This window comes from Sphingomonas sp. SUN039, from assembly GCF_024758725.1.
Taxonomy (GTDB): Bacteria; Pseudomonadota; Alphaproteobacteria; order Sphingomonadales; family Sphingomonadaceae; genus Sphingomonas_O.
Genome location: NZ_CP096972.1, coordinates 1,226,608 through 1,249,232, shown reverse-complemented (window position 1 = coordinate 1,249,232; position 22,625 = coordinate 1,226,608). Strand labels below are relative to the sequence as shown.

At 61.9% G+C, this 22,625-nt stretch carries 21 protein-coding genes; 11 read left to right on the top strand and 10 right to left on the bottom strand.

The window, feature by feature from the left end; genetic code table 11:
* Positions 1-6: 6 nt before the first annotated feature.
* Together M0209_RS06075 and M0209_RS06070 are read right to left on the bottom strand one after the other, a co-directional pair.
* Complete coding sequence (locus M0209_RS06075) at positions 7-825, bottom strand: glycoside hydrolase family 3 C-terminal domain-containing protein (protein WP_258889580.1); 819 nt, start codon at positions 823-825, stop codon at positions 7-9.
* Positions 826-927: 102 nt separating this feature from the next.
* Complete coding sequence (locus tag M0209_RS06070) at positions 928-2,019, bottom strand: aldose epimerase family protein (protein ID WP_258889579.1); 1,092 nt, start codon at positions 2,017-2,019, stop codon at positions 928-930.
* Positions 2,020-2,253: 234 nt separating this feature from the next.
* Between M0209_RS06070 and M0209_RS06065 the strand changes: the two genes are divergently transcribed.
* Positions 2,254-3,888 (top strand): alpha-N-arabinofuranosidase, encoded by a 1,635-nt coding sequence (locus M0209_RS06065; RefSeq protein WP_258887393.1) that lies wholly within the window; start codon positions 2,254-2,256, stop codon positions 3,886-3,888.
* 3 nt (positions 3,889-3,891) lie between these two features.
* Here M0209_RS06065 and M0209_RS06060 read toward each other — a convergent pair whose 3' ends face one another.
* Positions 3,892-5,061, bottom strand: a complete 1,170-nt coding sequence (locus M0209_RS06060) for an epoxide hydrolase family protein (protein WP_258887392.1) — start codon at positions 5,059-5,061, stop codon at positions 3,892-3,894.
* Between the two features lie 323 nt (positions 5,062-5,384).
* On the opposite strand from M0209_RS06060, the gene M0209_RS06055 reads away from it, so the two are divergent.
* Positions 5,385-6,896 carry a CoA-acylating methylmalonate-semialdehyde dehydrogenase gene (locus tag M0209_RS06055; RefSeq protein ID WP_258887391.1) on the top strand — a complete coding sequence of 504 codons (1,512 nt, stop codon included), beginning with the start codon at positions 5,385-5,387 and terminating at the stop codon, positions 6,894-6,896.
* Positions 6,897-6,934: 38 nt separating this feature from the next.
* On the top strand, positions 6,935-7,165 hold the full coding sequence (locus M0209_RS06050) for a biotin/lipoyl-containing protein (protein WP_188445217.1): 231 nt from the start codon (positions 6,935-6,937) through the stop codon (positions 7,163-7,165).
* Here M0209_RS06050 and cofC read toward each other — a convergent pair.
* From cofC to cofH, 5 genes are read right to left on the bottom strand one after another with little or no spacing between them, the layout of a single operon-like run.
* Positions 7,153-7,716 carry a 2-phospho-L-lactate guanylyltransferase gene (gene cofC / locus M0209_RS06045; protein ID WP_258887390.1) on the bottom strand — a complete coding sequence of 188 codons (564 nt, stop codon included), beginning with the start codon at positions 7,714-7,716 and terminating at the stop codon, positions 7,153-7,155. The two genes, M0209_RS06050 and cofC, sit on opposite strands and share 13 nt — an antisense overlap.
* Positions 7,716-8,639: a 2-phospho-L-lactate transferase gene (gene cofD / locus M0209_RS06040; protein WP_258887389.1), complete on the bottom strand. Its 924-nt coding sequence runs from the start codon at positions 8,637-8,639 to the stop codon at positions 7,716-7,718. Before cofD ends, cofC begins: the two co-directional genes overlap by 1 nt.
* Positions 8,636-9,394, bottom strand: a complete 759-nt coding sequence (gene cofE, locus M0209_RS06035) for a coenzyme F420-0:L-glutamate ligase (protein WP_258887388.1) — start codon at positions 9,392-9,394, stop codon at positions 8,636-8,638. Before cofE ends, cofD begins: the two co-directional genes overlap by 4 nt.
* A 9-nt stretch (positions 9,395-9,403) precedes the next feature.
* Entirely contained in the window at positions 9,404-10,057 is a 654-nt protein-coding gene (npdG, locus tag M0209_RS06030) for an NADPH-dependent F420 reductase (protein ID WP_258887387.1), read from the bottom strand.
* Positions 10,054-12,375, bottom strand: a complete 2,322-nt coding sequence (gene cofH / locus M0209_RS06025; protein ID WP_258887386.1) for a 5-amino-6-(D-ribitylamino)uracil--L-tyrosine 4-hydroxyphenyl transferase CofH — start codon at positions 12,373-12,375, stop codon at positions 10,054-10,056. Before cofH ends, npdG begins: the two co-directional genes overlap by 4 nt.
* 161 nt (positions 12,376-12,536) lie before the next feature.
* Here cofH and M0209_RS06020 point away from each other — a divergent pair, with 161 nt between their 5' ends.
* The 6 genes from M0209_RS06020 to M0209_RS05995 are packed head-to-tail and all read left to right on the top strand — an operon-like array spanning position 12,537 to position 17,391.
* Positions 12,537-13,328 carry an SDR family NAD(P)-dependent oxidoreductase gene (locus M0209_RS06020; RefSeq protein ID WP_258887385.1) on the top strand — a complete coding sequence of 264 codons (792 nt, stop codon included), beginning with the start codon at positions 12,537-12,539 and terminating at the stop codon, positions 13,326-13,328.
* Complete coding sequence (locus M0209_RS06015) at positions 13,325-13,810, top strand: nuclear transport factor 2 family protein (RefSeq protein ID WP_258887384.1); 486 nt, start codon at positions 13,325-13,327, stop codon at positions 13,808-13,810. Before M0209_RS06020 ends, M0209_RS06015 begins: the two co-directional genes overlap by 4 nt.
* Before the next feature lie 30 nt (positions 13,811-13,840).
* Positions 13,841-14,752 (top strand): TIGR03619 family F420-dependent LLM class oxidoreductase, encoded by a 912-nt coding sequence (locus tag M0209_RS06010; protein ID WP_258887383.1) that lies wholly within the window; start codon positions 13,841-13,843, stop codon positions 14,750-14,752.
* Positions 14,753-14,761: 9 nt separating this feature from the next.
* Positions 14,762-15,223, top strand: coding sequence for a nuclear transport factor 2 family protein (locus M0209_RS06005; RefSeq protein WP_258887382.1), 462 nt, complete (start codon positions 14,762-14,764; stop codon positions 15,221-15,223).
* Between the two features lie 32 nt (positions 15,224-15,255).
* On the top strand, positions 15,256-15,693 hold the full coding sequence (locus M0209_RS06000; protein ID WP_258887381.1) for a nuclear transport factor 2 family protein: 438 nt from the start codon (positions 15,256-15,258) through the stop codon (positions 15,691-15,693).
* 27 nt (positions 15,694-15,720) lie between these two features.
* Complete coding sequence (locus M0209_RS05995) at positions 15,721-17,391, top strand: FAD-dependent oxidoreductase (RefSeq protein WP_258887380.1); 1,671 nt, start codon at positions 15,721-15,723, stop codon at positions 17,389-17,391.
* Here the strand turns inward: M0209_RS05995 and M0209_RS05990 are convergent.
* Positions 17,388-18,191 (bottom strand): enoyl-CoA hydratase/isomerase family protein, encoded by an 804-nt coding sequence (locus M0209_RS05990; RefSeq protein WP_258887379.1) that lies wholly within the window; start codon positions 18,189-18,191, stop codon positions 17,388-17,390. The genes M0209_RS05995 and M0209_RS05990 overlap by 4 nt on opposite strands.
* Before the next feature lie 30 nt (positions 18,192-18,221).
* Positions 18,222-20,429 (bottom strand): acyl-CoA dehydrogenase, encoded by a 2,208-nt coding sequence (locus M0209_RS05985; protein WP_258887378.1) that lies wholly within the window; start codon positions 20,427-20,429, stop codon positions 18,222-18,224.
* 292 nt (positions 20,430-20,721) lie between these two features.
* Here M0209_RS05985 and M0209_RS05980 point away from each other — a divergent pair, with 292 nt between their 5' ends.
* A complete protein-coding gene (locus M0209_RS05980; RefSeq protein WP_258887377.1) occupies positions 20,722-21,501 on the top strand; it encodes an SDR family NAD(P)-dependent oxidoreductase in 780 nt (259 codons plus the stop codon).
* Between the two features lie 25 nt (positions 21,502-21,526).
* Entirely contained in the window at positions 21,527-22,615 is a 1,089-nt protein-coding gene (locus M0209_RS05975) for a Zn-dependent alcohol dehydrogenase (RefSeq protein ID WP_258887376.1), read from the top strand.
* Positions 22,616-22,625 lie beyond the last annotated feature (10 nt).

The following is a 22,625-nucleotide window of genomic DNA, read 5'->3' as shown; positions in this document are numbered from 1 at the left end:
CTCCGATCATTTTACCGCACGGGTTTTCCCGCCGACGTTGAATGTGATGTGGTCATCGGCCAACGAGTTGTTGCCGATCCACAGGTCGAACACGTCAGGATCGATTACCTGACCACGCTCGGCCGTATTCCAAGAGCGGATATTCGATTCGTCGAGCGTGACGCTTAGCGTGCGACTTTCGCCGGCGTTGAGCGAGACGCGCTGAAACCCTTGCAGCAGCCGCACCGGTCGAGATGCCCGACCTGCCCGCTGGTGAACGTAGAGCTGCACCACCTCGTCACCCGCCCGCGCCCCGGTGTTGGTAAGCGTTGCCGCGACGATGATCTTGCCACCGGGTGTGAGCTCCGGCTTGTCGAGTGTTGGAGGAGCAATCGTGAAACTGGTGTAGCTGAGACCCAAGCCGAACGGGAATGGGGGCGTCGAAGGCGCATCGAAATAACGCCTACGCTGACCTTCCGGGCTGTGGCTGAGGTTAAGCGCGTAATAGATCGGCACTTGTCCGACGCTTCGCGGCCAGGTGACGGGCGTCTTTCCGCCACGGTTGACGTCGCCGAACAGCGCGCGGGCCACTGCGATGCCCCCGCGCGAGCCGGGATACCAAGCTTCGAGAATGGCGGGGACTTTCTCAAAAACACCGGTCAAATCGAGCGGACGTTCGTTCATATGCGCGACCACGACCGGCTTGCCGGTCGCGAGGACAGCATCGAGCAACTTACGCTGGTCGCCGGGCAGCGTAAGGTCGGCGCGTGAGGGCTGTTCCGACCTCATGTCGATTGTCTCGCCTAGCGTCAGGATCACGACGTCGGACCGGGCGGCGCGGGCGATTTACCGACAGCTGACGTCGCAACGAGCGTCGTAATACCGAGCGCCGCTCCGATTAGACAGGTCGCCTTTGCCATCGCCTGGTCTTTCAACAGGAGTGCTTGGTTATTTCGCTACCGACAGCCGGTAGATCATCACATGCCGATACGGCTTGCCCGGATCAACGCGGGCCGAGCCGAAATTCGGCTGGTTCGGCGCGTCGGGAAATTTCTGCGGCTCAAGCGCAATGCCGTCGCCCATACGGTAAAGATGGCCCCGTTTGCCGACGACAGTACCGTCGAGGAAGTTCCCCGAGTAGAACTGAAGCCCGGGTTCGGTCGATAGGACTTCGAGGGCGCGGCCCGAGGCGGGGTCTTCGAGCCGTGCCATCAACTTGGGCAGCGCCGTCGCCCCCTGATCGATCACAAAATTATGGTCGTACCCGCGCCCGATGCCGATCTGAGCATCGGTGCCGTCGCGCAGGCCTTCGGCTACAATGCGCCCTTTGGTGAAATCGAAGACGGTCCCGGCAACCGCGCGCAACTCGCCGGTTGGGATCAGCGTGTTGTCGACCGGGGTGTAAGCCGTGGCTGGTATGGTCAGCCGGTTGGCCATGGCTCCCTGCGTCGCGCCTTCGCCCGCCATATTGAACAATGCATGGTTCGTCATGTTGAGGATCGTCGGCCTGGTCGTGATCGCGGCGAACGATATCGTGAGCGAGCCTCGATCGTCGAGCGCATAGGTTACGGTTGCGACAACTTCGCCCGGATAGCCGGCCGCACCGTCAGGACTGGTCAGTGTCATCACGACCGATGCCGTCGGGCCACTAGACACCGACTGGATCGTCCAGACCGACCGGTCGAACCCGTTGCCACCGCCATGAAGGGAATTTGACCCGTTGTTGAGCGGCAGCTGATAGCTTTTTCCGTCGAGCGTGAAGCGACCCTTGGCAATGCGGTTGGCGTAGCGACCAACGGTCACCCCGAAGTAATTTTGCTTGTCCTCATAGCCGGCGAGATCGTCGTGGCCGAGCACGATATCGGCGGGAAGGCCGTGACGGTCGGGTGCGATCAAAGACTGGAGTGTCGCGCCATAAGTCAAGATCCGCGCTGCAACGCCCACAGCGTTTTTGAGCACGACCGCTTCGACGGGCGTGCCATTGCGCAATTTTCCCGCAGAAATACGGTCCGCAGTTGCAGCAGTCGCTGTGCCGGTCATCGCCATTAATGCTACCCCTCCGATGATCGCCTGAATCAGCTGCACGGCATCCTCGCTTCTTGTTTCGGTGTTGACAGTGCGAAGGCGTAAACTCATACAAAAATCAGGTCAAATGATTCAAGCAATGTTCATTGCAATAGCACCGCTTGGGACGGTTCGAACGCACCAAGTTTAGTAGGGACAGGAGGCTGTATGTTCGGCAAATCGATGCGGTGGGCAGCGATATCATTCGCTATGGCAAGTTCGGCGATGGCGCACGCCCAGACGACGCCTTCGGTAGCCCCGGTAGCGCCCGACACGTTGACCGTTCACGCCGACCAGCATGGCGCGGTCATCAACCGCGACATTTTCGGCCAGTTCGCCGAACATCTCGGCCGGGGCATTTATGGCGGCGTCTGGGTCGGCAAGGAATCGAAAATTCCCAACGTCCGCGGTATCCGCAGCGATGTCGTGAACGCGCTCCGGGCGATCAAGGTGCCGGTGGTCCGCTGGCCGGGAGGCTGTTTCGCCGATGAATATCATTGGCGCAACGGCATCGGCCCCGCGAACAAGCGCGTGACCACGGTCAACACCAATTGGGCCAACGCCGTCGAGCCGAACACGTTCGGCACCGATGAGTTCATGGATTTCGCGGCGCAGATCGGCTCGGAGGCCTATCTTTCGGTAAACGTCGGATCAGGCACTGTGGAGGAGGCCAACGACTGGCTCGAATATATGACCGCAATGGCACCGGCCACGCGCGCGTTGGAACGCACTGCCAATGGTCACAAGGCACCCTATAAGGTGAAATACTTGGGCCTCGGCAACGAGATGTGGGGATGCGGGGGCCCCTATACTGCCGAAGAATATGTCACCAAGATGAAGCCTTTCGCGCATTTCGTTCACAACCAGAATCCAGAGCAAGCTCCGCCGAAAATCGACTTCGCGGCGATTGCCAAGGATTTGATGTCGGGCAAGCCGATGGACGGGTTGCCGCGCAATCCCAATGGCATGTTGCGGATTGCTGCCGGCCCCAACAGTGCCGACCCATCCTATACCGAAGTCATCATGAAGGCGTGGAAATCGAAAAGCCCGATCTATTGGGACATCGATGGCATTTCGCTACACCAATATACTTGGGGCTCGATGCCGTTCAACGAACCCGCGACCGGTTTCGGCGAGCAGAATTATGCGATGGTGCTCAAGCAAACCATGGCGATGGAACGAACCATTGCGCTGCATTCGGCGACGATGGACAAATACGATCCCAAAAAACATGTGGCTCTCGTCGTCGACGAATGGGGAGTCTGGCTGAAGCCGACTACTGGAACTGAACCGCTGTTTCTCCAGCAACAGCAATCGCTGCGTGACGGCATTGCGGCGGCGATGAACCTCAACATCTTCGCCCGCCACGCCGACCGCGTGCGGATGACCAACATTGCCCAGATGGTGAACGTACTGCAGGCGATGATCCAGACCGACGGCAGCAAAATGGTGCTGACGCCGACCTATCACATCTATAAAATGTATGTCCCCTTCCAGGACGCGACGCTGCTGCCGGTCAGTTACAATACAGGGGAATACAAGCTCGGCACCATCACCCTACCGCAAGTGGATGCGATTGCGGCCAGGGGAAGGGATGGGAAGATCTGGCTGTCGCTGGTCAACCTCGACCCCAACAACGCGGTCGATTTCGCGGGTGGGGTGCAGGGCTTGTCGGCTACAACTGCCGTCGGAGAGGTGCTGACCGCCGAGCGTGTCGATACGGTCAACAGCTTCGACAAGCCCGCGGCCGTTGCGCCCAGGCCGGTCAGCTTCAAGGCCTCGACCGGCAGCCTCGTCCTGAAACTTCCGCCAAGGTCGGTTACGGTCGTCCGGCTGGAGCCCTGAAGTCTATTTGCGCAGCGGACGAAAGAAGGCCCGCAGATCGTCGATCAGTACCCCGGGTGCTTCCATCGGCGCAAAGTGACCGCCCGTGTCGATGACGTTCCAGCGCTTGAGATTGTAATAGCGTTCTGCCCATTTGCGCGGCTGCAGCCAGATATCGCCTTGAAACTGCAGAATACCGGTCGGCGCCTCGACGACGGGGACACGATCATGAACGAAGGCGGGGATGAAATTCTCGGGCCGACCTTCATAATAATGCCGCGCCGAGCTCTCATAAGTTTCGGTGAGCCAATAGATCATGGCGGCCGTAATCAGATCGTCCTTGCTGAACACTGTTTCGACATCGCCGGCGCAATCACTCCATGCCCGGCGCTTGTCGATCAGCCAGGCGGCAAGCCCGACAGGGGAGTCGTTCATTGCAAACGAGATGGTTTGCGGCCGTGTCCGCTGTATCTGCATATAGGCGGATCCTTGGGCGAAAAATGCGGCGTGTTTCTCGCGCCAGCCGGCCTCTGCAGGAGCATAATCTTCGGGCGCGGGGTAGGGGGCTTTGAGCGCTGCCAACAGATGCAGGTGCGCGCCGATCACCCGCTGCGGATATTTATGCCCGAGCATGGCGGACACGAACGCGCCGATATCGCCGCCCTGCGTCGCGAACCGTTCATGGCCGAGGCGCGTCATCAGTTTGGCCCACAGGTCAGCGGTCGGCGCAAAATAGATACCGGGCTTTTCGAGCGGGCTGGAAAAGCCAAAGCCAGGGAGCGACGGCGCGATGACGTCGAAGGCGTCTGCCGGATCGCCGCCGTGCGCGGCGGGATCGGACAGCGGGCCGATGATCCTTCGCATGTCCCAGAATGTCCACGGCCAGCCATGATTGACAATCAGCGGTATGGGGTTCGGACCCTTGCCCTTCACTTGGATGAAATGGATCGGAACGTCGTCGATCGTCGTGCGAAATTGCGGGAAGGCGTTCATCGCCCGTTCCTGCGCGCGCCAATCGTAGCCGTTCAGCCAATAGTCGGTGAGCTCTTGCATGTACGCAAGGTTGGCCCCGGCCTGCCAGTTTCGGTTGTCGCCGATCTCCTGGGGCCAGCGCGTCCGCTGCAAGCGGTCGCGAAGGTCATCAAGCGCTTCCTGGGCTATATCGATGACAAAGGGCTCGATGGCCTCGTTCATATAAATCGTCCTCCCCTGAAAAGCGGTCGGGTTGCCCAGCAGCAATCGCCTGCCGATGTTTCGACGGCTTCGTCGGCGCGCGAGCATCCGTGTTGGCACGGGGTCCAGCGAGGCGCCAGAGGCTGACGGAGAAGTTACCGGACCTTACACGTCTTCCAAAGTCCGCCTTGTCGAACAAGTCTTGCCTTAATGCACATACCTATTGCCATTCTTTGGAAGCGCCGTATTGACCTGCGAGACGGGATGCATCGCACGCGAGCCTGAATGCTGGAACGGGTTGCCGGACACGGCGCGCACGGTGCTCGAACTTTGAAGGACCCTCGATGCGCGTAATCGACCATTTCATCAGCGGCCGCGCAGGCTTGCCTGCGGCGCGTTTCGGGGATGTTTTCGACCCCAATAGTGGGGCGGTACAAGCGCGGGTTGAGCTAGGCGATGCGGCGGTTCTGGATGGAGCCGTGCAGGCCGCGTTAAAGGCACAGCCCGGCTGGGCGGCGACCAATCCCCAACGGCGCGCGCGCGTCATGTTCAACTTCAAGGCGCTGGTCGAGGCTCGGATCGACGAACTGGCGCATTTACTGTCGTCCGAGCACGGGAAGGTTATTGCCGACAGCAAGGGCGATATCCAGCGTGGGCTGGAAGTCATCGAGTTCTGCTGTGGCATTCCGCACGTCCTGAAGGGCGAATACACCCAGGGTGCAGGCCCTGGCATCGACGTCTATTCGATGCGCCAGCCGATCGGGATCGGGGCAGGGATCACGCCGTTCAACTTCCCCGGCATGATCCCGTTGTGGATGTGCGGGCCCGCGATCGCGACCGGCAATGCTTTCATCATAAAGCCCAGCGAACGCGACCCCAGCCTGCCCAATGTGCTTGCCGAACTTTTTCTCGAAGCAGGCTTGCCGGCGGGCATTTGCCAAGTCGTCCACGGCGACAAGGAAATGGTCGACGCAATCCTCGATCATCCGGCAATCGGCGCCGTCAGCTTCGTCGGATCGTCCGAGATCGCGCACTATGTTTACCGGCGCGGCGTGGCGGCGGGCAAACGCGTACAGGCGATGGGCGGGGCCAAGAACCATGGCATTGTCATGCCCGATGCCGATCTCGACCAAGTGGTGCACGATCTCTCGGGCGCAGCCTTCGGATCAGCGGGTGAGCGCTGCATGGCGCTGCCCGTTGTGGTGCCGGTGGGTGAAAAGACCGCAATCGCGCTGCGCGAAAAGCTGATCCCGGCCATGGCGGCGCTCCGCGTCGGCGTATCGACAGACGCGGACGCGCATTATGGCCCGGTCGTGACGGCGGCACACAAGGCCAGAATCGAAAGCTGGATCCAGACCGGCGTCGATGAGGGTGCCGAGCTCGTGGTCGACGGGCGTGGCTTCACACTGCAGGGGCATGAGGCAGGGTTCTTCATCGGCCCCACTTTGTTCGACCACGTCACCACCGAGATGGAGGCGTATAAGGAAGAGATTTTCGGGCCCGTGCTTCAGATGGTGCGTGCGCCCGACTTCGAGACCGCGCTCCGCCTGCCGAGCGAGCATCAGTATGGCAACGGCGTCGCGATTTTTACACGCAACGGACATGCCGCACGCGAGTTTGCCGCGCGGGTCAATGTCGGCATGGTCGGCATCAACGTGCCAATCCCGGTGCCGGTCGCCTATCACAGTTTCGGTGGATGGAAGCGTAGCGCATTTGGTGACACCAACCAGCATGGCATGGAGGGCGTGAAGTTCTGGACCAAGGTCAAGACCGTCACCCAGCGCTGGCCTGACGGCGGCGCCAATGACCTCGCGGGCGACGGGGCCAACAGCTTCGTCATCCCGACGATGGGCTGAACATTCTCATTATTATTCGCACAAGAAAGGCAAATTAGATGGCAACCGAGATCATCCTCGCCAAGATCGGCTTTTCGATGACGGAGGGGCAGATTGCCGAGTGGATGGCCGCTGACGGCGACCATGTGACCGAGGGTCAGCCGCTCTATGCGCTCGAGGCCGACAAATCGACCAACGAGGTCGAGGCACCGGCAACCGGGATTCTCCGGATCGAAGCCGAAGCGGGCGAGACCTACGAAGTCGGTACTGTCATTGGCTACATCGAGTAGACTTCAGCTTCGATGAGCGCTGCGAGGTCGCCGGGCGTGTCGATATCGCGCGCTAGGCCCGGACGGTCGAGGCAGATGAGCTGACCTGCGGCAGCGTGTGCCTTCCTGCTACCAGGGCCGAACTGGAAGGTAAACGGGCGCTCGTCGGCGATCGCAAGCGCATTGGTGCCCGTGCCATGCGTGTCGGTCGCCATTGCGGCCCCCGCCTGGGTCGCGGCGTCGAGTAGCGCCTGCACATCCAAGTTCGACACATAGGGCAAGTCGCCGTGGACGACGACGATCGCTCCTTTGCCGTGCGACGCCCGCCAGGTGGCAAGAGCGTCGTTAAGCGAGGCTTCGCCGTCGTCCGCCCAATCGCCGTCCCACCAAGGGGGGCGGTACGTGGTCAAGAGAACGATGCGTCCCACCTGCGGCACACTGCGCAGCACGCCGAGGACATGGCGGACCATGGACTCGACCAGATCGGTGCGCGCGCCGACCGGCAAAACGCCACCAAGACGCGACTTGACCGCATCGGTTTGCTTCAAGGGCACGACTGCCGTCCAGCGCATCAACTTCCCAGCCGTGTGGCGAGATCGAGGGCAGCCTTGGCCACCCGGCTGCGGTCGCCTTCGTCGTGCATCAGCGTGTCGATTACCGCGACGGCAAGCCCAGTTGGCCTGTCGTCGCCGTCGTGGATGACCATGCCATCGATCAACCCGGCATAATGTGCGGCAATCGACGCATTTGTGGCCGCGATGCCCAATTCGGCCATAAGCTTGGCGGTCGGCCCCTTGACCGCCTTACCTTGAACCAGCGGTGAAATCGCAACGACAGGCACCGTTCGGTCGTGCAAAGCCTTGCGGATTGCCGGGACCGCAAGGATCGGGTCGATGCTCAACCACGGGTTCGACGGTGCAATTACGATCGCGCGCGCATCTGCAAGTGCACCGACAACATCTGTCGAAGCTTCGGCCAGATTGGCACCCACATAATGGATTGCATGCACAATTGGCCTGCACTGGCATGCGACGAAATAGTCTTGAAACGATAGCGCGCCTTGGTCGGTATCGAGCCAAGTCGCGACGGTCGCGTCGCTCATCGGCAGAACCGCAAGGTCGAGCGACCAGGCCGCTGCAAATTGTGCGGTGATCGCCGTCAAAGTCTGCCCCGATCTCAGCGCCTCGCTTCGCATTACATGCAACGCAAGGTCGCCGTCGCCGAGGTTGAACCAGCCAGGGCCACCAAGTCCGCGCAATGCGTCCATGAAGTTCCAGCTTTCGCCCTCGCGCCCCCAGCCAAGGGTGCGATTGGCCTGACCCGACAACAGATACAGCAGCGAGTCGATGTCGGGCGATACGGTGAGTCCCAGATGGACGAAATCATCGCCGGTATTTACAATCGCAGACAAGGTTCCGGCTGGAAGCGTCCGATAAAGGCCATCGACCAGTTTTGCGCCGCCAACGCCCCCAGTCAGAACGACAACCCCTGTCACCGGAACAGATCCTCTGTCTGGGGACGGAGCAGCGATGCACTGGTTTGGGCTGTGCCATGGTCAACCCAGCCGCGCACAACAGTCACGGGTATCCCCTCGCTCCCTTCGCCCATGACCAACCCCGCGCCTGCGGCAATAGCGTCGGCCACGGCAATCTGCGTCATTTGCAATTCCCGCCCGTCACGGTCGGCCTTGCCGCGTTCGTCGAACAGTGCGGCCATTCCCGCGACGCCGATGGCGACGTTGATGGTCCCCATGCGCCAAGGGCGCCCGAAACTGTCGCTGATAATGACCGCAACATCTAAGCCGAGATGTTCGAGGAGGTGCGCCCGAATGACGGCGGCGCTGGCGTCGGGGTCTTCAGGCAGCAGCAACACCTTGGCTGCGTCGGCCTGACCGATGTTCGAAGCGTCGATCCCGGCATTGGCCATGATATGTCCCAGCCGGTGCCGTGTGATGAGGACATGCGGTGCCGCGCGGACTATATCGGTCGATTCGCGCAAGACGAGTTCGACCAGTGCAGCTTCCTTGTTTGTTTGCTGCGCGAGCGTGACCGCCCGGGCCGATGGTGTGACATCGGCGAGCGCGACGAACCGGTTCTCGGCCTTCGATACGATTTTTTGGGTCACGACCAAGACGTCGCCATTGGCGAGCGCGGGACTTGCCCCCGCGCGCAGCCGCTTCGCCAGAAGTGCGGGCAAATCGTCCCCCGGACGGATTTCCGGCAGCCCGTCGACGGGCAATAACGCAAGCATCCCGATTCCTCAGCTGATAGGCACCAGCTTACCCGTAATCGCAATCCCCGCGCCATCGACTTGGTAGGTTTTGTTGATGAAAATCAGTAGCGAAGTCATCGCCTCCGCCGCCGCCGAATTGACCAACGCGCCCGCGTGGACGCCACGCAGGCCGATGGCATCAGCCAGTGCAACCACTTCGGCACGCGCGTCCTTCTCGTCGCCAAAAACAAGGATGTCGCAATCGATGGCGATGTCCTGCGCCAATTTGTGCGCGGCGACATTGTGGAACGCCGACGTCATGCGCACGCCGTCGCCGAGCGCGGCAGCGGCAAGTGCGGCGGCCGAACCCTCGGGCGGGAGCTGAACGCGCATCACTTTAGGGGGCACCAGAGGTACAGTCGTGTCGACAACGATCTTGCCCGCGACGTGCGGCTTGATCTCGGCATAGGTCGCGGTCTGCGCCGAGAAAGGCACGGCCACGATGACGATCTCGCCCGCAGCCGCCGCTTCAGCGTTGCTCGCCCCGGTCATGCCATGGCCGAGCGCCGTCGCCTTAGTCTGGGCATTTTCTGCCAACCGCGAGCCGAGAGTGATCGCATAACCGGCGCGTGCCAACCGCCAACCGATGGCGCTCCCCAGATTTCCGGTGCCGCCGATGATCGCGATTGTGGGGAGGCTCATGTCTGACTTTCCAGGATGCGGTTGGGAGCGGCAGGATTGCCGTATGTCGTTGTTCGCTGCACCGCCAGACGTCCGATCCGCGCCGCGAGGGCGCGCAGGGCGGCAACGTCATTGTGCTGGCCGTTCTGGCCACCTGCGGCCCGTGTAATCGATTCGTCCATCAGAGTCCCGCCGAGGTCGTTGGCACCTGACTGAAGGATCGCCTCGACGCCGGCATTGCCAAGTTTGACCCAGCTCGCCTGGATATTGGGAATGTTGCCATCGAGCGCGATCCGCGCAATCGCATGCATAAGCTGCGTCTCGCGCCACGTCGGCCCCGACCGCGCCCGACCCTTGCGCCACATCGGGGCCTCCATGTGAACAAAGGGCAGGGGAACGAATTCGGTGAAACCGCCCGTCTCCGCCTGCAAGTCGCGCACGGCAACGAGGTGCGCGGCCCAGTCAGCATAGGTATCGACATGGCCGAACATTATGGTCGCCGTCGAACGCAGGCCGATGCCATGTGCGGCGCGCATGACGTCGAGCCACTGTGGGGTCGTCAATTTGTCGGGACAGATGATCGCCCGGACACGGTCGGTGAGGATTTCGGCAGCTGTTCCCGGAAGCGTCGCGAGGCCCGCCTCCTTGAGCATCATGAGATAGTCACCCAGCGGCAGCCCCAGCGTCGTCGCGCCGTGATGGATTTCGAGCGGCGAGAAGGCGTGGATGTGCATAACAGGCACCGCCTGCTTTACCGCGCGGATGATCCCAAGATAGGTGTTGCCGTCGAACGCTGGATGGATGCCGCCTTGCAAGCAGACTTCGGTGGCGCCGCGTTCATGCGCCTCGGTCGCGCGGCGCGCGATTTCGTCGAGGTCGATGCGATAAGCGGGGCCGCGCTCCGAACGCATACTGCCCTTCGAAAAGGCGCAGAAGCCGCAATGGTATAGGCAGATGTTCGTATAGTTGATGTTGCGGTTGACGACATACGTCACGCGGTCGCCGACACGTGCGCGACGGAGTTCGTCAGCCAGCGCTACGATCCGCGTGCGGTCGCGCCCCTCGGCGGCGAACAGATCCGCGATCAGCGCGGTGTCGAGGGTCGCCCCGCGCTCGGCTTGGTTGAGCGCGGCATCGACGTGCGGGTCAGTCCCGGTGACGATCATTGGCGGCGCGGCAGGCGGGACCTTGCCGGTGCCGGCATGCCAGTCATCCTCCCGCACCAGCCCGCGCCCATCGACGGCACGGTGCACAGCGGACTGGAGTGCGGGATCGACCCAGATTTCGGCGTTGCGCGCATACGCGGGGCCGACTGTCAGGCGCTGCCGTAACACGCGTCCCGCGGCCAGCGTCTCGGCCTCAAGTGCGACAAGGTTCGGCCAGGGGCGTTCGGGATTGACGTGATCGGGCGTGACCGGCGACACGCCGCCCCAATCGTTAGCGCCCGCGCGGATCAGGTCGGCGAGTGCACCGGGTTGCAAATTGGGCGGTGCTTGGATGGACATGTCGGGACCGAGCAACAGTCGCGCCGCTGCGATGGTCCAAAGGTGCTCCTCAAGCGAAGGTTCGGGCGCATCGTGCATCTGCGTATCGGGTTTGGCGCAGAAGTTCTGGACAATGACTTCCTGAACGTGGCCGTAGCGCCTGTGGAGGTCGCGAATGGCGAGCAGCGTATCGATCCGCTCATCGCGGGTTTCGCCGATGCCGATGAGCACGCCGGTGGTGAACGGGACTTTGGCCTCGCCGGCAAGCCGGAGCGTTTCGAGCCGTGCGGCAGGGAATTTGTCGGGTGAACCGAAATGGGGCTGGCCCGGTTCGCACAGCCGTTGTGATATCGACTCGAGCATCAGTCCCATCGACGGCGCGAGTGGGCGGAGCTTCGCAAAGTCCGCGCCGGTCAGAAGGCCGGGATTGAAATGGGGTAACAGACTGGTTGTCTCGAGAACCCGGCATGCCGCTGCCGCAAGATAGTGAAGAGTGCTGGCATAACCGTGCCGATCGAGCCATTCACGGGCGATGCGAAACCGTGCCTCAGGCCGGTCGCCAAGCGTGAACAGAGCTTCTCGGCATCCTGCTGCCTCCCCTTGGCGGGCAAGTGCCTCGACCTCGTCGAGCGACAGATAAGGTGACTTCAACTCCGACGGACGGCGGGCAAAGGTGCAATAGTGGCAAACATCGCGGCACAGCTTGGTCAACGGAATAAAGACCTTGCGCGAATAGGTTACAACAGGCCCATGCCCCGCGAGCGTCAGCGCTTCCGCCGCGCCAAGCATCTCGGCGAGCGGACTTGTCAGGACCGCGCGCTCGGCGGCGGACAGCGTGTTGCCGAAAATGAACATCAGTCATGTCATTAAGTTGCAGCCGGGGGGCGGTCAAGCGAGCGAGAGCGATTGCGCCCGGCACTTGATTCAGCTAGCGGCGGTGGAATAGAATGCACATTGCGCGTAGCATTGTGACAGCGTGCGGGCCAGCGAAGCCCGACCCGCAAGGAAGGATGGCCATGAGTTCGACCAATGGGCGGCTTGCCGGCAAGGTTGCTATCATTACCGGCGCGAGCACCGGCTGCGGTCCGGTAATGGCCAAGCTGTTCGTCGCGCAGGGCGCGCGGGTGGTGTTGTCGGCTCGGCGCGAGGATCTGGTCATCGAAGCGGCAAACGCCGCTGGCGAGGGGGCGATCGGCATGCGCTGCGACGTGACCCGCGAGACCGATATTGCAGCGATGGTCGATCGCGCGATGACCGAATTCGGGCAGGTCGATATCCTGCTTAACAATGCCGCCGCGCCGGGCCAGGACAAATGGGTCTGGGAGCAAACGCTTGAAAATTTCAATGCAACCATCGCGGTCGACTTGACGGCGGCGATGCTGTGCACCCGCGAAGTTCTCAACCGCTCGATGCTCGCGCGCAAGACCGGCTCGATCATCAATTTCTCGTCGACGGCGGCCTGGCCGGGAATGCCGCGCAAGTCGCATTATGTGTCGGCCAAAGCCGCCTTACGGGCGCTCACCAAGACCGTGGCGCTCGAAGTGGGCCCACAGGGTATCCGCTGCAACTGCCTCGTGCCTGGCGGAATCGAAACCGACCTGTGGATCAACTACGGCAAGCGCATGGCGGCCGAACAGGGTGTCAGTTTCGAGGACTGGAAAGCAAAGGCGCTTGAGAGCGTGGCTTTGCGGACGATTTCGACCCCGCTCGACATCGCCTATCTCGCGTTGTTCCTCGCCAGCGACGAAGCCCGTACGATAACCGGCCAGTCGATCAATTGCGACGCCGGCGGGTATATGGTCGGATGACGGGGCACAGCATCGACCAACGGCTTCAGGCGCTCGAGGATCGCGAAGCGATCCGTCAGGTTGTGTGCGGCTATGGCTACGCGGTCGACGGGCTCAATGCCGAGGCCGTCGGGTCCTTTTACGTCGACGAAGGCATCTATGCCGTCGGCGATATCGGCCGGATCGAAGGCCGCGCGACGATCGAAGCGATTACGCGCGATCCCGGGCATCTGGCCTATGTCGCGGCGGGCTGCGCGCATATTTCGACGGCGCCGTACGTTGTGCTGGACGGAGACCATGCCGTGGCTACCTGTCACACCATGGTCAACATGCACGGCGAGAACGGCTTCTTCATCGGGCGGCTGAGCGCATCGCGGATCGAACTCGCACGCCAGACCGATGGGCGCTGGAAGATCGTGTTTCGCCAGAACTGGATGCTCGATGGCAATCCGGCAGGCTCGCAGCTGCTGGGCCGGCTCAACGAAGGCCCCACTACAGGCTAGTCCATTCAAACAAGACGCCGGAGATGACAAATGAAGTTCACGATGGATATACCGACCGGCAACATCACGCCCGGCGAGTTCCAGACCGGCGCGGCAGTGTCCGAAATGGCGCATGCCATGGACGTGGCCGGGATCGATGCCTGTTATCTGACCGATCATCCCGCCCCCGATGCGACCTGGCTGCACGCGAACGGCCATGACGCGCTCGATCCGTTCGGTACGTTCGCGTTTATCGCGGCCAAGACCGAGCGGCTGATGCTCCACACCAATATCGTCGTCATGGCCTACCGCAATCCATTCCTCACGGCCAAGGCAGCCGCGACGATTCAAGTGTTGTCCGGCGGACGACTGATCTTGGGCACGGGCGCGGGGTATCAGAAGGGGGAGTTCGACGCCCTGGGAGTCGATTTCCACAAGCGCGGAAAGTTGTTCGACGAGGCACTCGATACGATCCGCATGGCCTGGGCTGGCGGCGTCGTGGTCAAGGAGGGGATCAACTTCAACGCGGTCGGCAACGAACCGCGGCCCATCCCGTCGCCACAGCCCCCGATCTGGATCGGCGGGGGCAGCCCGGCGGCTATAAAGCGCGCCGCACTGCGCGGTGACGGCTGGTCTCCGTTCTTTGCGGCACCGACGATGACGGCGGCCAATCAGGAATCGGGTATTCAGACGATCGAACAGCTCGGCGAAGCGATCAAGCAAATCGAGACTTTGCGCGCAGAGGCCGGACGGACCGGATCGTTCGATGTGGCAATCGGTGCCAAGGCCAGCATCAAGGCGCTGAACGCCGAAACGGCGGAACGCTATATCGCGGCGGTCAATGACCTGACGGCGGTCGGGGTGACCTGGACGATGGTCGACGTTCCGCATTCGAGCCGCCAGCACTTCGTCGAAAGCGTCGACTGGTTCGGTCGCGAAGTCTGCGCGAAGTTGAAAGGCTGACGCTGATCGATGGACGCGCTGACGGGCCTCGACAAGTTAACCGCGCTTGAGGAGATCGGCCTCCTCAAGGCTCGGCGCGACCGTGCCGCGGATACCAAGGACTGGGCGCTGTACGAGTCGCTGCATGCGCCCGATCATGTCTCGGAAAACGGGGACTATGGCCGGTGGACGACGGCGAAGGAAATGGTCGCCAATGTCGCCAAGAGCATGGAGCATCTGACTACCATGCACCATTCGCATACGCCCGAAATCGCTTTCGAGACGCCGACAAGCGCCACAGGTATTTGGGCGATGGAAGGCATGTCGTTCTGGAAACAGGACGGGCATGATCACTGGTTTCAGGCCTTCGGCCATTATTTTGAGCGCTATGAGAAACGTGGCGGACTCTGGCTGTTCACGCGCCGGTCGCTGAAATATTATTTTACCCGGAAATCGCCGGGCGCCGTTTTCCCACCCAAAATCGTCAATTGACGGATGACGAACCGGAGAGACCTATGCACGGCATGAGCGACATCGAATATCTTCTCGCGCTGGAGGAGATCAGGCTGCTCAAAGCGCGGCGCGACCGGGCGGTCGATACCAAGGACTGGGCACTGTACCGCTCACTCCATGTCGATCATCACGTGTCGCACAATGATGGATACGAGCGCTGGGAATCGGCCGATGTCATGATCGAAAATGTCTCCCGGCTTCTCGATGAGACCAAGACTTCTGTGCATCACTCCCACACGCCCGACATCACCTTTCAGTCCGCCACGACGGCCAAAAGCATATGGGGCATGGAGGATTTGATCTTCGACACGGCCAGCGGCGAACTGCTGATCCACGGCTTCGGCTTTTACCACGAGACCTACGAAAAGGCCGACGGAAAATGGCTGTTCAACAGCCGCCAGCTCAAGCGCACCTTGGTGCGTGAGAAGCCCGAAACCAGACAAGCCTGAGCTGCCGCAAGGCGAGAGGATTTTCCCATGAGCAATTTCGACGAGACCTTTGATTTCGTAGTGGTCGGCAGCGGTGGCGGGTCGATGTGCGCCGCGCTTGTGCTGCGCCAGGCTGGAAAGTCGGTCCTGATCCTGGAAAAGACGTCCCTGATCGGCGGCACGACGGCGCGGTCGGGCGGGGTGATGTGGATTCCCAACAACCGCTTCATGAAACGCGACGGGGTCGAGGACAGTTTCGAAAAGGCGATGCAGTATCTCGACAATGCCGTCGGCGATCACAACGACACACCCGGTGCTACGCGCGCCCGACGCGCAGCATATGTCGAAAAAGGTGCCGAGATGGTCGATTTCCTCGTCGATCAGGGAATCAAGCTCGACCGTGTCTCGTACTGGCCGGATTATTATGACGAGCTTCCCGGCGGATCCGAACAGGGCCGGACGGTTGTCGCTCAATTGTTCAACGTCAAGGAACTGGGCGAATGGGCCAAGAAATTGCGCCCCAATTTTCTGTCGATGCAGGCCTCGCTCGATGACATGCTGAAGCTGCGGTACGTCACCAAATCAGGTGAAGCGCGCAAGGCTGCCGCCAAGCTTGTCGGGCGCACGATCTGGGCAAAATTGACCGGCAAGCACTATGTCACTGCAGGTGCGGCGCTCCAGGGCCGGATGTTGCAGGCAGCGATCAAAGCCGGCGCGGAGATTCGAAACAATGCGCCCGTAACCGCCCTGATCGAGGATGATGGACGGGTTACGGGTGTCGTCGCCGATAAGGACGGACTGCCCTGGCGCGTTGGTGCAAAGACCGGGGTTCTGATCAATGCCGGCGGGTTCTCGCACAATCAGGCGATGCGCGACGAGTATCAACCCGGGACCCAAAGCGACTGGTCGATGACAGCCGAGGGTGACACCGGCGAGATGATCCAGGAAATGATGGGCCATGGCGCGGCGATCGCCCAGATGGACCAGTTTGTCGGCAACCAGATCACGCTGCCGCCCGGTCATGAGAAGCACTGGATGAAGGCGGTGGTGCAGGGCACGACTGCCGCACCGCATGCCATTCTCGTCGACCAGACCGGCGAGCGCTTCATGAACGAGAGCGGATCGTACATGGCCTATTGCCAAGGCATCATCGACCGCAACAAGATCGCGCCGGCCATCCCGAGTTATGCGATCATGGACGCACAGTTCATGAAAAAATACATGCTGGGGAGCACGATGCCGGGCAAGAAGCCCAAGGAATGGACCGATAGCGGTTACCTGAAACAGGGGGCTACGATCGAAGAACTTGCAATGCAGCTCAATATCCCGCCGACGGCGTTGCGAGCGACAGTCGAGCGTTTCAATGGCTTTTGCGAAAAGAACGTCGATGAAGACTTTCATCGCGGTGAGCGCGCCTATGACAAGTGGCTGGGTGATGCCTATCACCCCAAGAACGCCTCGCTCGGCGCGATCGAGCAGGGACCGTTCTACGCCGTTGAGGTGTTGCCGGGTGACGTTGGCACCTATGGCGGCGTGGTCACCGACGCCCACGCCCGCGTGCTGCGCCACGATGGCACGCCGATCGACGGCCTTTATGCGACCGGGATTTCCACGGCGTCGGTGTTCGGCGGGCACTATGCAGGTGCCGGAGCGAGCGTCGGGCCGTCGTTCGTCTGGGGCTATGTCGCGGCAAAACACGCGGTGACGAAGGCTGCCTAACCCTTGCTGCCGATCCCCGCGACATGGGCGCGCAGGATCGACTGGTAGTCTGGGTTGAGCATCAGCGCGCTGTTCGCCATACGCTCGACCGCGGCGGCCTGATCCGCGCCGAGATCGGCCGCGAGTTCGATTGCAATTTTGGCGGCACCCATTTGTTCGCCGTGCTGGTCGGCAAGGTGGCGGCAAAACGCCATCACCTCTTCGTCGAAACCGGCATCGGGAAAGACCTTGTGAACAAGGCCCATGTTCCATGCCTCGCGTGCGTCAGCAGGCATATTCGCCATGATCAGCAAGCGCGCCCAGTGCGGCCCGACGATGCGCGTCAAGCGGCTGACTCCGTTGGTCGCCGGCAGGACGCCGAATTTCCCTTCCGGGAACGCATAGCGCGCGCTTTCGGCGGCCAGCCGGAAATCGCACGACAATGACATCTCGAGACTGCCGCCGACGCATGTCCCCTGATGCGCGACGACAAACGGCTTTTCGATATGCTCGATCTCGTCCCAGATACGGCGCATGTCGGTCGGCAGGCGGCGGTGCATCTCGCGGATGCCCGACGCGGTGTCCGGTGGAAGCGTGCCGTGCGCCTCGGGATCCTTGAGATCGGCGCCCGAGGAGAAATAGCGCCCCGTCGAGCGGATCAGCATGACCTTGTAGCCGGGAGTGTCGCGGAACTGTGCGACCGTTTCACCGAGCGTCCTCATCAACTGCACGCTCATTGCGTTCAGCTTGTCGGGACGGTTGAAGGTCGCGATCAGGATGGCCCCTTCGTCGCTGACCAGCATATGCGGTGCGTCACTCATCGTCGTTGGTTCCCCAATTTGCTTCCAGCGTCAGGCGCGGGTGCGGGGCAGGTTCAGTGCCCGCTCAGCGACGACGCTACGATGGACCTCGCTGGTGCCGCCGTAAATAGTGGTGCCCTGCGCGTGGCGGTACGACAGGTTGATGTACGCCGCCGGACCCGTCGTCTCGGTCAACGATTCCGGCGCGCACAGATCGAGCAGATCGGCCGAATCGTGCAGGAACGCCTCGGACGAGAACAGCTTGCCCATGGATCCCTGGCCCTGGTGCGGCTTGGCCTCGACCGCCGCCCACATGGCACGCCAGCCGAGCATTTCTGTGATCAGGTTGTGCCCGACGACCCGCGCGAGCCGCGTCGCGACCTTGTCGTCTTCGATCATGGCGACGCCGCGACGTATGGTGTCGCGGCAGAAGGTTTCGGCTTCGCGCAGCATGTGCCACTGGGTCTTGTCCCAAGACGCCCCGTGTTCCATGCCGAGTGCCTGCGACATCACGCGCGCGCCATCGTTCACCCCGCCTAGCCGCCAGCTGTCGGGAATGCGGACGCCATCATAAAAGGTGATGTTCGTGCGCTCGTCCTGAAACGTATACACCGGCTGGATTTCGACGCCTTCGGCCTTTAGCGGCACGATGAACATGGTCAGGCCGCGATGCTTGGCAGAATCAGGGTCGGTCCGCGCGAGCATCAGCACATAATCGGCCATGTTTGCGCCCGAGGTGAACATTTTTTGGCCGTCGATCCGCCAGCCATTACCGTCAGGGGTGGCGCGCGTCTTGGCAGCGAACACATCCGACCCCGACGCCGGCTCGCTGAAACCGAGGCTGCAGATACAGTCGCCTGCGATAATGCGGCTGAGCACTTCGTCCTTCAGCTCGTCGCTGCCGAACATGCGGATCATCGTGCCGACAAGTCCCGTCACACCGACTGCATGCGTTGTCCAGCCGTGCTTTTCCCACGCAGCATAAGCAGCATGCGAGGCATAGGCATTGGCGTCACGGCCACCATATTCTTGCGGCCATGACGGCAAGTGCAAGCCTGCTTCTGCAATCTTCTTGTGGAATTCGGGGACGTGGCCATCGAACGAATAATGCGCGCGGGCGCGGAGTTCGGGGGTCAAATTCGCCTCGAAGAAGGCATCGACCTCGGCAGCCAGCGCACGGGCCTCGTCACCGAAATCGAACTCCACTGAGACATCGCCGGCCTGGGGCAGGGCGGCCGTTTCGCCGTGATACAAGCGGCGGCCGGCCTCTTCGAGCAGCTGCACCGGGTCCCCCAAGATCAACGGCAACGCTTTGGCACGCAAATTATATAGATGGATGTCATAGTCAGTCGACAGGCCATAGCCGCCGAAAGTGTGCAGTGCCTGCGCTACGGCCCGTCCCGCCGTGCGCGCATTCCACCAAAGCGCAAGCGATACCTCGGCGCCGGCGCGATCGACGCTGTCGGCGATGTCGCGGATCGCGCGCCAGACAAGGAATTTTCCGCCGTCGGTGTCGGCCTTGAGATCGCCCAGCGGATGCGATATTCCCTGGAATGTCCCGATCAGCTGGCCGAACTGGACGCGTTCTGACGCATAGGCCGAGGCCAGCCGCAAGGCTTCCCCAGACAATCCGGCAAGCGTCGCGGCGATGAGCAGCTTCCACTCCTCGACGCCCGCATTGAAGGCGTGAAGCGCGCCGGAGTCGTCGGAAAGCAAGGTCCGGGCCGGCGCGTCGAGCGCGATACGCGCCATCGGCGTGCTCGCCAGATTGGGACGCATCTGTTTCTCTTCCGCTGTCGGAACCACCAGATAAAGCGCCGTGCCATCGCGCGTGATGACGGTGTCGGCAACCGCACCTCCCGCGACCCATTGTGCCGGCGTGTCGGCAGCATCGTGCAAGGCAATCGTCACGACGGCATCGCCGACGATCAGCTTGCCGAGCAGCGTGGCGCCCGCATCACCGCAAGCCGCCAGAATGCGGGCAGCGACCATTGTTTCGGCGACCGGTCCGGACGCCAGACTGCGTCCGGCTTCTTCCATGACCAGCACTGCGTCGAAAAGACCGAGTCCCGATCCGCCCTGCGCCTCGGGCACGCGAATGCCGAATCCGCCCATTTCGGCAAAGCTGCGCCAGAGTTCGGGGTCGAAACCGGATGGCATTGCCGCACGCACGCGCGCCATGCTGCTGTTTTCTTCGAAGAAGCGTGCGAAAGTTTCGGCGATCATTGCCTGATCGTCGGACGGTTCGAAATTCATCATCCAGCTCCTGACCGCAGCCCCTGATGGACCGCCCGATCGTTCCGATCGATTAGGCAAGGCACCCCTGGGGATGCAAGCCTTCCCGTTCATAACACATCGCTACACGTGCATTACATTTTTCGATGGAAGTTCCCAATCAGAATTTCGCTTGGTTTCTCGTCGGCAACAATGCACATGGCAAAGATCATTCGTAGTGTCCGGGAGGACTGCCTTAAGCTGCCCGCGGAGAGGAACAGACCGTGCTTAGTCGTGAATTCTCGGGGCCTGTTGCGACGAAGATGGAGCTTTTCGCATGAAACTAGACGACACCATCGCTGCTGTTGTGACCGGCGGCGCATCCGGTCTGGGACTGGCGACGGTCAAGGCGCTGCGCGCCCGAGGGACGCGCGTCGCGATCTTCGACATGAATGCTGACGCAGGCAAACAGGCAGCGGTCGAGACCGGTGCGCTCTTTTGCCAGGCGGACATCCTGTCGGACGAAAGCCTTGACAGCGCCTTCGCCAAGGCACGCGTTGCGCACGGTCAGGAGCGCGTCCTTGTCGCCTGCGCCGGGGGCGGCAATGCCCTGAGCACGATTCGAAAAGACCGGGAAACCGGCGAGTTCTCGATTTTTCCGACCGCCGAATTTGCGCGCGTTGTCGCGTTGAACGCGGTCGGGACGTTCGCCACCCTTACCCGTTTTGCTGCGGGTGCCGCAACGATGGATGCCGTCGACGGCGAGCGCGGCGCGATCGTCTGCACCGCCTCGGTTGCGGCACAAGACGGCCAAATGGGTCAGGCGGCTTATGCCGCAGGCAAGGCAGCGATCAGCGGGATGACCCTGCCGATCGCGCGCGACCTCGGGCGTTTCGGGATCCGCATCAACACAATCCTTCCCGGCGTTTTCAGCACGCCGCTGATGAACCGGGCACCGCAGGAAATGCGGGACAAGCTGACCGCCATGACCGCCTTTCCGCATCGGTTTGGCGAGCCGGAAGAGTTTGCCAGCCTTGCGCTGGAACTGTGTACCAATGCCTATATCAATGCACAGTCGTTCCGGCTCGATGCCGGCATCCGCTTCGCAGGTAAATAGATAATTGAGACCGGAGATAGATTCGATGAAAGCGGCAATTCTCCGTGCGAACAATGCGCCGATGCAGATCGAAGACGTGGTCGTCGCGGACCCAGGCCCGCGCGAAGTGCTTGTCCGCATGGCAGCGGCGGGGGTGTGTCATAGCGATCTGCATATCGCCGTGGGCGATTTGCCGCATCCGCTGCCGGCGATCCTGGGGCATGAAGCCGCGGGGATTGTCGAAAGGGTTGGCGCGCAGGTGACCGCCGTACGCCCGGGCGATCATGTCATCATCAGCCTGACCTTCCCGTGCGGCCACTGCGACCAGTGCGATGGCGGACATGGCAATCGCTGCGCCAACCCGGATGCGATGCGCGGAGCGGGGCAGTCCCCGCGCTTGTCCATCGGAAGCGAGGCCATCGGCCAGTTCATGAACATGGGCGCGTTCGCCGAACACATCCTGGTGCACGAAAGCGGCTGTGTCTCCATTCGCAAGGACATGCCGCTCGATCGCGCCTGCCTCATCAGTTGCGGCGTCGCGACCGGCTTTGGCGCGGTCGTGCGGAGTGCGGGTGTGCGGCCGGGCGAAAGCATTGCAGTGATTGGCTGCGGCGGCGTGGGGCTCGCTGCGATCAACGGTGCCGCAGTGGCAGGGGCGGGGCGTATTATCGCCATCGACCGCCTCCCCATAAAGCTCGCGATGGCGCAGCAGTTCGGCGCGACCGATGTCATCGATGCGTCGACCAACGGCGTCGTCGATGCGGTTATGGCGCTCACGGGAGGCAAAGGTGTCGATCACGCCATCGAGGCGATCGGCCGCAAAGAGACCATCGAAGACGCGTTCAACATGCTCGCCAAGGGCGGCGTTGCGACCGTGCTCGGCGCGGGCAAGCGCGACACGATGGTCACCATCCCGGCGCTGGCGCTGCTCCGTGAGAAACGGTTGCAAGGCTCGATGATGGGGGGCGTCCGCACCGCCATCGACATTCCGCGCTATGTCGACCTTTACATGGCGGGAAAGTTGAAGCTCGACGAACTGATCTCGCGCCGACGACCGCTAAGCGAAATCAACGAAGCGTTCGACGATCTCCGCAAGGGCGAAGTTGCACGGACCGTGATCGTATTTGACAATTAAGGGAAACGAC